The sequence below is a fragment of the Streptomyces sp. rh34 genome (assembly GCF_002551245.1).
In the GTDB taxonomy this organism is placed as follows: Bacteria; Actinomycetota; Actinomycetes; order Streptomycetales; family Streptomycetaceae; genus Streptomyces.
Window position 1 is genome coordinate 1 of the sequence record NZ_NTGZ01000277.1, and the last position, 9477, is coordinate 9477.

Genomic DNA, 9477 nt, shown 5'->3' on the forward strand with positions numbered 1-9477 from the left:
CGACGGGGCCGGGCGCGGGCGGACCGGCGGCGGGCCGCGACGGAGCCGGGCGCGGCCGGTCACCGTGTCAGCGGAAGGCGCGGAAGAAGGAGCGCAGTTCGTCCGCGAGGAGTTCCGGCTGCTCCAGCGCGGGGAAGTGCCCGCCCCGCTCGTGGTCCTTCCACACCCGCAGGTCCGTGAAGCGGTCCTCGATCCACGGGCGCGGCATCCGCCCGTCCTTGGGGAAGTTGGACACGGCCGTGGGCAGGCTCACGGGTCCCAGCGCCAGGCGGTTCTGGCTCTCCCAGTAGATCCGGGCCGAGGACGCGGCGGTGGCGGCGAACCAGCTGACGCTCACCATGTCCAGCAGCCGGTCCCGGGGGATCACCTTCTCCAGGTCACCGTCGTGGTCGCTCCACGCCCGGTATTTCTCGACCATCCAGGCCAGTTGGCCGGCCGGCGAGTCGGTCAGACCGTAGCCGAGGGTCTGGGGGCGGGTGCTCTGCACCACCGAGTAGCCGCCCTCCTCCTGCTGGAACCGCTTCATCGCCGCGAGGCCCGCCAGATCCGCCTCGGACAGGGAGACCTCCTTGCGGGGCGGCCGGGCGAACGGCATCGTCAGATGGATGGCGGCGAGCCCCGGCGCCGGTTCCGGGTCCTCCGCCATCGCGGCGGTCACGAACGAACCCCAGTCGACGCCGTGCGCGACAAAGCGGGTGTAGCCCAGCTCCGTCATGAGCGTGGCCCAGGCGCGGGCGATCCGCTCCGCGGTCCAGCCGGCGCGGGCGGGCTTGGCGCTGAAGCCGAAACCGGGCAGCGAGGGGCACACGACGTGGAAGGCGTCGGCGGGGTCAGGGGGGTCGGTCAGGAGCGGGACGAGTTCGAGGAACTCCACGACGGAGCCGGGCCAGCCGTGGCTGACCAGCAGCGGCCGGGCCCCGGGGTGCGGAGAGCGGGCGTGCAGGTAGTGGATGGACGTTCCGTCGATCTCCGCGGTGAACTGGGGCAGCGCGTTGAGCCGTGTCTCGGTCGCCCGCCAGTCGTAGGCCGTGTGCCAGTGCTCGCACAGCTCTCTGGCGTAGGCCGACGGCAGGCCCTGCGACCAGTCGGAAACGGTCTCCGCCTCCGGCCAGCGGGTCCGCGCTAGACGTTCCCGCAGGTCGTCGAGTTGCTCGTCGGGGATGTCGACGTGGAACCGTTCGTGCTCTGACATGGACGTGCGTTTCCTTCCACGTGGAGTTTTCGGCTCGTGCATCTCGTGGATCCCCCGTGACGGGGCGACGGGCCGTGCCGAGGCACGGCCGGTGGACGGGGCGGCCGCGGAGCCCTCGTGGGGTGGGGCGGTGGGGCCGGCCCGGACGGCGAGTTGAGGGGAAGGGCCCGCGTGGCGAGCGCGGGTGCGGCCTCGTGCCCGGTCTGCGGGTCCGCTCCGGCGGGGGCCGGGCAGGGGCACAACAGTGTCGCCGGCGGCGCGAGGGACCGCGCCGCCGGACGGCTCCAGGAGCCGACGGCTCACACCACCCGGGCGAAGCGTTCGAGCGTCTCGCCCGGGCTGGGGCCGTCGAGCGCCTGGAAGATGCGCTCGGCGCCGTCGCCATGGCGGTGGAGGTCGACGTGTGCCAGCTCGACGCGGGTGCGGCCGTCCCCGACGGGCACGAAGTCGACCTCGATACGGCTGGCCCGCTCGTCGTCCGGGACGGACCGCCAGTTGCCGTCGACCCGCCAGGTCATGACGAGGCGGCGGCCCGGCTCCCACTCCAGTATCCGGCCCCAGTCGATCCGGTTCCCGGCCCCGTCCCACTCGTAGTAGTGACCGCCGGCACCGGGCTCGAAGGCGAGGCCCACCCGCTCCCCCGCCAGGAGCACATGGCTCGGCGGCCACCAGTCCGCGGGCCGCTCGGTGAACACCGCGAAGCAGTGTCCTGGCGTCGCCGCGACGGTCACCGACTTCCGTACATCGGGTACGACCCTCTGCTCACTCACGCGTCCTCCTCTGTCGGTCCATCAGGTGGGAGCGATAGAACGGGAGGGTCTCCGGGCACTCTGGACCCGGCGTGGAGGGCGGGTGGAGGAAGCCGGCACCAGCGGTGCTCCGGTGCCGTCCGAGCGGCCCGCAAGGCGGTGCGGCCAGCATCGGCGCACCGCAGGTCGAGACGGGCAGGGAGCCAGCGATGACAGAGCAACGACAGCCGGAGCGGCATGTCGCCTTCGTGACCGGGGCGACCAGCGGGATCGGGCTGGCCGTGACCGAGACCCTGACGGAGCGCGGCTGCGCCGTGTTCGGCGTCGCGCGGAGCGAGGAGGACGTACGCGCCCTGGTGAAGCGGCTGCGCGGCGAAGGCCGGGAGGTCGCCGGGGGCGTCTGCGACGTGACGTCACCGGAGCAGATCCGCGCCGCGGTGCGGACGGCGGTGGAGGAGTTCGGCCGTATCGACATCCTCGTCAACAACGCGGGACGCGGGGGCGGGGGCGTCACCGCCGAGATCCCGGACACGATGTGGGACGACGTCATCGAGACCAATCTGAACGGCACCTTCCGGGTCACCCGGGAGGTGCTCGGCAGCGGCCTGATGCGCGACGGCGGCTGGGGCCGCGTCATCAACATCGCCTCCACGGGCGGCAAGCAGGGAGTGGAGCTGGCCGCCCCCTACTCCGCGTCCAAGGCCGGTGTCATCGGTTTCACCAAGGCGGTCGGCAAGGAGCTGGCCGGGACGGGTATCACCGTCAACGCGGTGTGCCCCGGTTACGTCGAGACCCGCATGGCGCGCAACGTCCGGCGCGGCTACGCCGGGCACTACGGGGTCCCGGAGGAGGAGATCATGCGCCGGTTCACGGCGAAGATCCCGCTCGGCCGGTACACGACGGCCCAGGAAGTCGCCTCCCTCGTCGACTACCTGGCCTCCGAGCACGCCGCCGCGGTGACCGCCCAGGCTCTGAACGTCTGCGGTGGCCTCGGGAGCTTCTGACGGCCGAGCCTCCCGGGCCGGGCCCCGGCCAACCGGGAATCGCCGAGAACCGCACCCCGGTCCTCCTGGATGCCGCATCCCGGTGAACGGCCGGGGCCGACCCAGGAAGAAGGTGCACGAGCATGACCGGACCGACCGCCGCCCCCCTCCCCCAGGCCCCGACGCCCCCACCGGGGCCCGGAGCGGAGGGCGTGCTGCATTCCGTCGCCGAGGGCGTGTACGCCTTCGTCCAGCCGGACGGCGGCTGGTGCCTCAACAACGCGGGCCTCGTCGCGGGCCGGGGCCGGTCTGTCCTCGTCGACACCGCCGCGACGGAGACGCGCGCCCGACGGCTGCGCGAGGAGGTCGAGCGGATCGTCCCCGGCGGGCCGGACCTCGTGGTGAACACCCACTTCCACGGCGACCACACCTTCGGCAACGGGCAGTTCTCCGACCGGGCGGTCATCGTCTCCCACGCGGGCACCCGCGCGGACAGCGGCGAGGCCGGCCTCGGGCTGCGGCAGCTGTGGCCCGACGTGGAGTGGGGCGCGACCCCGCTGACCCTGCCCACCGTCACGTTCCGCGACACGCTGACCGTGCACGCGGAGGACCTGAGGGTCGAGCTGCTGCACGTCGGCCCGGCGCACACCCCGAACGACGTGGTGGCGTGGGTCCCGGAGCGGTCCGTGCTGTTCACCGGCGACGTGGTGTGGTCGCGGGTGACCCCGTACGTGCTGATGGGCTCCGTCTCGGGCTCGCTGCTGGCCCTGGAGCGGCTGCGAGCGCTGCGGCCGCAGACCGTGGTGCCCGGACACGGGCCGGTCGGCGGCCCCGAACTCATCGACGAGACCGAGGCGTATCTGCGCCGCCTCCTGGAACTCGCGCGGGAGGGGCGGCGCGCCGGGCGCACGCCCCTGGAGACGGCGCGGGCCGCCGATCTCGGCCCGTTCGCGGCGCTGGTCGACCCCGAGCGGCTCGTCGGCAATCTGCACCGGGCCGACGCCGAACTGGACGGCCTGGCACCCGGGGCGCGGCTCGACGTGGGCGCGTCGTTCCGGGAGATGGTGGCCTTCCACGGCGGCCTGCCCGCCTGCCACGCCTGATCCCATCGCCGCGGGTACGCCGGGCGGACCCCGGCCGGGTCCGCCCGGCGCCGCGGCGTCAGACCGACTCGGCCGGGGTGTCGCGCCGGATGAGACGGGACCGGGTGAGCAGGCGTCCGCCGCGCCGGACGAGTACGTCGTCGACGGTGAAGGTCGGCTGGAACCTCACTTTCCCCTCGCGATCGGTCAGCGCGACCAGGGAGTAGTACGAGACGCGCAGCGTGTCCGGGTCCCCCGCGTCGGGCTCGACCAGCACATGCCCGAACCAGTGCCGCACGGTGATGTCCCGGTAGCGCGGCAGCGCGGCCCGCATCCCCGCGAGCATCTCGGCCTTCCCCCGCTGCCGCTGCCCGTCCGAGTGCGCGATCTCGCCGTCGTCGGTGAAGGTGCCCGCGAAGCCCTCGATGTCGAGGGCGTCGACGCGTCGCATCTGCCACGCGTAGAAGGTCATGACCTCGGCGTAGAGGTCCCCGGAGACGGGGACCGGAGGACTTCCGGTCCCGCCCGTGCCGACCGCCGCGTGCTCCGTACCGCTCGCCTGTCCCATGGCAACTTCCCTCCGGGCAGACCTCACCTGTGGGCCCGTCCCGTGCCCGAGCCTGGCGGGGAGCGCTTCAGCAGCGCTGGGGGGCCGCTCGACCGCCGCGGTACGGGGCCGCTCTGAGCGAAGCGGTCAGTTGTCGGGATTCTTCGAGCTTCGGGGGGCGGCTGCCCGGCCCGGGCGAGCGCCGGCCTCGGTCCGCGGGGCGTTCACGGCGTTCGTCACGAGCTCGCGCGCGTACGCGGCGTCCAGTCGGCCGGGGCGGAAGAGGATGCGGTACATGATCGGCGCCACGACACGGTCGATCAGCAGTTCCGTACCGGGCACCGGCTCCCCCCGCCGCACCGCGCGGGCCAACACGACGTCGATCTGCTCCGCGGCATACGCCGAACACTGACCGGCGTTGGTGCCTTCGGGGTCGCCGAGCAGGGCGTCCCGGATGTAGGCGCGCCCGGGCGGTGAGGCCATCTCGTCGAGGAACTGCTCCGCCCACGCGTCGAGATCGGCCCGCAGGCTTCCGAGGTCGGCCGGGTCCGTTTCCGGGCGCAGCCGTTCGACGGCCACGTCGGACAGGAGTTCCTGCAGGTCGCCCCAACGACGGTAGACCGTGGAGGGGGTCACGCCCGCCCGAGTGGCCACCATCGGGACCGTGAGCGCCTCGCGGCCCACCTCCCCCACGAGTTCACGTACCGCCGCGTGGACGGACTCCTGGACGCGTGCGCTGCGTCCACCGGGGCGGGCCATGGGCTTGGGACTCATACGATCCACCTTAATGCGAATTCGTTGCTTCTCAGGGCTGCCCCCTCCTCCCCCGTCGTCACTCAGGCAGCGAGGGGGGCAAGCCGCCCCGCCCCGGCCACCGACTCCTCGTAGACCCGGCCCACACGGAGCGCCGTCGCATCGTGGAAGGGGCGCGCCATCAGCTGCATACCGATCGGCAGTCCGGCGCGGTCGTGACCGACCGGCAGGGTGAGGGCCGGGGCGCCGGTGATGTTGGCGGGGGCACAGAGGCGGACGTAGCTGTCCGACACGGCCTCGGTCGTGCCATCGGCCCACTCGACGGCTTCCCGCCCCGCCTCGGCGGCGGTCATCGGCACCGTCGGCGCGGCGAGGACGTCGATTCCGTCGAACATGCGGGCCCAGGCGTCTCGCATCATGGTGCGGGCCCGCTGGGCGCGGAGGTAGTCGCCCGCGGAGGTGAGTTCGCCGGCCTCCAGCAGGATGCGTACGTCCGCCGCGTACAGGTCGGGGGTGGCCCGCAGCGACCGCTCGTGGTACGCGGTGGCCTCGGGGACCATCAGCCCCCACTGAACGGCCCGGAGGTAGCGCGCCATCGGGATCCCGACGTCGACGAGCTCCGCCCCCAGCTCCGCCAGCCGCTCGATCGCGCCGCGTACGGACTCCTCGACCTCGGGCGTGACCCGGTCGAAGTAGTGGTTCCGCGGCACGCCGACCTTCAGTCCTCGCAGGTCGCCCCCGGGGAAGCGGTCCGGCACGGGGCCGGACACGCTCGCCGGGTCGCGCGGGTCGTGGCCGGCGGTCGCCGACAGCACCAGCGCCGCGTCCTGGACGGTGCGGGTGAGCGGGCCCACGTGGTCCAGGGACCAGGACAGCGAGGTCACACCTGTGCGGGGGACCAGGCCGTAGGTCGGCTTGAGGCCCACCACGCCGTTCAGGGCCGCGGGGACCCGGATGGAACCGCCGGTGTCCGTGCCCATGGCGAACGTCGCCCCGCCGGCGGCGACGGCTACCGCCGAGCCGCCGCTCGACCCGCCGGCGACCCGGCCGTGGTCCCAGGCGTTGTTCGTCTGGGGAGTGGTCAGGCCGTAGGCGAACTCGTGCGTGTGCGTCTTGCCCAGGAGGACGGCCCCGGCGGCGCCGAGGCGTTCGGCCACCCGGCTGTCGCGTTCCGCCACGTGTCCTGCCCGGACGTGCGAGCTCGCGGTGGTGGGCATCCCCGCCGCGTCGATCAGATCCTTGAGCGCCATGGGGATCCCGTGCAGCGGCCCGCGCGGTCCGCTTCGGGCGATCTCCCGTTCGGCGCGGGCCGCCGCGGCCAGGGCCGTGTCGGCGGCGACGGTGACGTAGGCGCCGAGCCGTCCTTCGACGGCGGCGATACGGGTGAGCACCGATTCGGTGAGTTCGACGGGGGACAGCTCCCGTGCGCGCACCGCACGGGAGGCTTCGGTCAGCGACAGCTCAAACGGTTGCATCGGCGTTCCCCTGTCCGGCTCGGTAGGAGGACGCGGGAGGGGTGTCGCCGAAATCGAGCTCGCGCAAGGTGCTGATCACGGAGTGGATGTAGTTGGCCGTCATGGCCACTTCTTCGTGCCGGCCGTCCCCGAGGGGGAGCCCCGCCCGCAGCGCCCCTCGGGCTGCCTCTTGGGGGGTGAGTTCGCTGGTCATGGATGTCCTTCCGGATCTGCGAGGTGCGTCGGGCCGGGCTGGTACGGGACCCCACGGCCGCCTTAAACGCGAATCGTTTGCTTTAGTCGATCGTAGGACCTACGGTGGCTTAAAGCAAACCAATCGCTTTTAGCACGGGAAGGACCCTCATGCAGAGCGTCCCCGCGGGCCTCGCGCCTCCCCGCACCTCCCCATCCGGACGCCTGCCGTTCGCCCTGCACGCCTCGATCCTGATCGCGCTGCTCGCCGCTTCCAGCGCGCCGACCCCGCTGTACCCCCGCTACCAAACTCAGTGGCAGTTGTCGGCCCTCGACATCACCGTGGTCTTCGGCGCCTACGCCCTGGCGCTCCTGATCGCCCTTCTGACGACCGGAACCCTTTCCGACCATGTCGGACGCCGCCCCGTGCTCCTGGGCGCGCTCGCGGTCCAGATCGCCTCCATGGCACTGTTCGCGACGGCCGGCGGCCTGACCACCTTGATCGGCGCCCGCGTGCTCCAGGGCATCGCTACGGGCGCGGCGACCGGCGCGGCAGGTGCGGCTCTCCTCGACCTGGAGGACCCCGCCCGGCCGGGTCGCCCCGCTCTGGCCAACAGCATCGCGCCGGTGACGGGCATGGCGGCCGGCGTCCTGGCGGCCACCCTCGTGGTGCGCTTCGCCCCCGTTCCGGCGATCACGGTGTACGCGGCCCTGATCGCCGTGTTCGCCGCGCAGGCCATCGCCCTTGCCTCGACGCCCGAGACCGTCCGCCGCCGTCCCGGAGCACTGCGCTCGGTCCGGCCCCACCTGGCGCTGCCGTCGGCGGCCGCCCACGCCCTCCTGCTCAACGGCGCCGCCGTCGTCGCCGTCTGGGCACTCGGCGGCTTCTATTCGTCCCTGGGGCCGGGCTTCACCCGGCTCGTCTCCCCCGGCGGGCCCGAATACGCCGGCGGCATGGTTTTCTTCACGCTGACGGCCGTCGCCGCCCCGACGGTGTACTTCACGCGCGGGCTGCGTGCCGACGTCTCCGCTCTGCTGGGGAGCTGCGCGGTGATTCCGGCGGCCCTCCTGACCCTGGCCGCCCTCCACCTCGCCGGCCCCGTACTTCTCTTCGCCGGGGCGGCGCTGGCCGGCTTCGGCTTCGGCGCCGTCTCCCAGGGTGCGCTGCGCGCGGTCGTCGACTCGGTCCCGGCCCGGGAGAAGGGCGCCACGCTCGCCTCCTATTACGTACTCAGCTACCTGGCGATGAGCCTGCCCGCCATCGGCGCCGGCGCCCTCGCCTCCGGCTTCGGACTGCGTACGGCAGCGCCGGTCTATGCCGGCTGTGTGGCCGTGCTGGCAACCGTCGCGGTCGCGACGCTGGCCGCGCCGCTGCGCGGTCGGCGCCGGTCCCCGCCCCCGGACGCCCACGCAGGCCCGGCGACGAGCAGCCACACCTCCGCCTCACCCGACACACCCGCCCCAGAGATCTCCGTCCTCACGACCCGTAACAGGTAAGGAAGGTCACCGTGTCCACCTCCTCGCAAACGACCACGTCCCCCACTGCCCCCGCCTCTTCCTGGACGGTGGGCGACCACACCGTACGACGCGTCGACGAAGTGGCCCTGCCCGCCCGGACCGGCCCGTGGCTGCTGCCCGGGGCGACCCCCGACCTCGTGAGCCGAACTCCCTGGCTGAGTCCCGAGTTCGCCGACGAACAAGGCGTCCTGCGCCTGGCGAGTCACAGCTTCGCCGTCGAGGTGGACGGCATGCGGGTACTGGTGGACACCGGCATCGGAAACGGGAAGCGGCGCGCCAACCCCGCCTGGCACAACCTCAACACCGACTACGAAGCACGGCTACGGGCGGCGGGCTTCGCGCCGGAGAGCGTCGACGTCGTGGTCCTGACCCACCTCCACGCCGACCACGTGGGGTGGAACACGCGTGCCGAGGGCGACGCCTGGGTGCCCACCTTCCCGAACGCGCGCTATCTCACCTCACGCACCGAATGGAACTTCTGGGCGGGTGTCGACATGGAGGAGGCGCGTCGGCAGATGTTCCGGGACTCGGTCCATCCCGTCCGGGACGCGGGTCTCCTCGACCTCATCGAGGTCGCGGACGAGGGCACGGACGTCGCGCCGGGCATCCGTCTGCTGCCCACCCCCGGCCACACACCGGGGCAGGTGGCGGTGGAACTGAGCAGCCGTGGCGAGACCGCGCTGGTCACCGGCGACAGCATCCACCACCCGGTCCAGATGGCGCGTCCGGAGCTCTCCAGCTGTGTGGACATCGCTCCCGAACTCGCGGCCAGGACCCGGGACCGGGTGCTCGGCTCGCTGGCCGGTACGTCCACTCTCCTGCTGGGGAGCCACTTCCCGTCGCCGACCGCCGGGCAGGTGCGACGCGAGGGCGGCGGGTACCGACTGGTCACGGTTCCCTCGGGGGTCACGTCCCTCGGCGGCTGACGGGGCCCCCGGTTTGCTGGGGCTTCTTGAGAACGAGCGCGTGCGCGGGCGGTGGCCGACCGTGGTCGGCCTGTCTCTTAT

The 9477-nt window shown here is 73.0% G+C and carries 10 protein-coding genes; 4 read left to right on the forward strand and 6 right to left on the reverse strand.

Going from position 1 to position 9477, the window contains the following annotated elements; genetic code table 11:
• Positions 1-67: 67 nt before the first annotated feature.
• Positions 68-1192, reverse strand: a complete 1125-nt coding sequence (locus CR470_RS32065; protein WP_097870982.1) for an epoxide hydrolase family protein — start codon at positions 1190-1192, stop codon at positions 68-70.
• A 299-nt stretch (positions 1193-1491) separates the two neighbouring features.
• Positions 1492-1962, reverse strand: coding sequence for an SRPBCC family protein (locus tag CR470_RS32070; RefSeq protein ID WP_097870983.1), 471 nt, complete (start codon positions 1960-1962; stop codon positions 1492-1494).
• A gap of 188 nt (positions 1963-2150) precedes the next feature.
• On the opposite strand from CR470_RS32070, the gene CR470_RS32075 reads away from it, so the two are divergent.
• Both CR470_RS32075 and CR470_RS32080 read left to right on the forward strand, forming a co-directional pair.
• A complete protein-coding gene (locus CR470_RS32075) occupies positions 2151-2945 on the forward strand; it encodes an SDR family NAD(P)-dependent oxidoreductase (protein ID WP_097870984.1) in 795 nt (264 codons plus the stop codon).
• A 122-nt stretch (positions 2946-3067) separates the two neighbouring features.
• The gene (locus CR470_RS32080) at positions 3068-4027 is read left to right on the forward strand and encodes an MBL fold metallo-hydrolase (RefSeq protein ID WP_097870985.1); all 960 of its coding nucleotides are present in this window, start codon (positions 3068-3070) and stop codon (positions 4025-4027) included.
• A gap of 58 nt (positions 4028-4085) precedes the next feature.
• On the opposite strand, the gene CR470_RS32085 is transcribed toward CR470_RS32080, so the two are convergent.
• The 4 genes from CR470_RS32085 to CR470_RS32100 all read right to left on the reverse strand — a co-directional run bounded on the left by CR470_RS32085 (position 4086) and on the right by CR470_RS32100 (position 6974).
• Positions 4086-4574 (reverse strand): nuclear transport factor 2 family protein, encoded by a 489-nt coding sequence (locus CR470_RS32085; RefSeq protein ID WP_097870986.1) that lies wholly within the window; start codon positions 4572-4574, stop codon positions 4086-4088.
• A gap of 126 nt (positions 4575-4700) precedes the next feature.
• Positions 4701-5327 carry a TetR/AcrR family transcriptional regulator gene (locus CR470_RS32090; RefSeq protein ID WP_097870987.1) on the reverse strand — a complete coding sequence of 209 codons (627 nt, stop codon included), beginning with the start codon at positions 5325-5327 and terminating at the stop codon, positions 4701-4703.
• A 62-nt stretch (positions 5328-5389) separates the two neighbouring features.
• Entirely contained in the window at positions 5390-6781 is a 1392-nt protein-coding gene (locus tag CR470_RS32095; RefSeq protein WP_097870988.1) for an amidase, read from the reverse strand.
• Positions 6768-6974, reverse strand: a complete 207-nt coding sequence (locus CR470_RS32100) for a hypothetical protein (protein ID WP_097870989.1) — start codon at positions 6972-6974, stop codon at positions 6768-6770. The genes CR470_RS32095 and CR470_RS32100 overlap by 14 nt, the downstream gene beginning before the upstream one ends.
• A 149-nt stretch (positions 6975-7123) precedes the next feature.
• Between CR470_RS32100 and CR470_RS32105 the strand changes: the two genes are divergently transcribed.
• Entirely contained in the window at positions 7124-8449 is a 1326-nt protein-coding gene (locus CR470_RS32105) for an MFS transporter (RefSeq protein WP_097870990.1), read from the forward strand.
• Positions 8450-8460: 11 nt separating this feature from the next.
• Complete coding sequence (locus tag CR470_RS32110) at positions 8461-9396, forward strand: MBL fold metallo-hydrolase (RefSeq protein ID WP_257138986.1); 936 nt, start codon at positions 8461-8463, stop codon at positions 9394-9396.
• The last annotated feature ends 81 nt before the right edge of the window (positions 9397-9477 follow it).

Bases quoted from the DNA above. Each gene is read 5' to 3' on its own strand.
- CR470_RS32065 (WP_097870982.1), bottom strand. From the start codon at position 1,192: ATGTCAGAGCACGAACGGTTCCACGTCGACATCCCCGACGAGCAACTC.
- CR470_RS32075 (WP_097870984.1), top strand. From the start codon at position 2,151: ATGACAGAGCAACGACAGCCGGAGCGGCATGTCGCCTTCGTGACCGGG.
- CR470_RS32080 (WP_097870985.1), top strand. From the start codon at position 3,068: ATGACCGGACCGACCGCCGCCCCCCTCCCCCAGGCCCCGACGCCCCCA.
- CR470_RS32085 (WP_097870986.1), bottom strand. From the start codon at position 4,574: ATGGGACAGGCGAGCGGTACGGAGCACGCGGCGGTCGGCACGGGCGGG.
- CR470_RS32090 (WP_097870987.1), bottom strand. From the start codon at position 5,327: ATGAGTCCCAAGCCCATGGCCCGCCCCGGTGGACGCAGCGCACGCGTC.
- CR470_RS32095 (WP_097870988.1), bottom strand. From the start codon at position 6,781: ATGCAACCGTTTGAGCTGTCGCTGACCGAAGCCTCCCGTGCGGTGCGC.
- CR470_RS32100 (WP_097870989.1), bottom strand. From the start codon at position 6,974: ATGACCAGCGAACTCACCCCCCAAGAGGCAGCCCGAGGGGCGCTGCGG.
- CR470_RS32105 (WP_097870990.1), top strand. From the start codon at position 7,124: ATGCAGAGCGTCCCCGCGGGCCTCGCGCCTCCCCGCACCTCCCCATCC.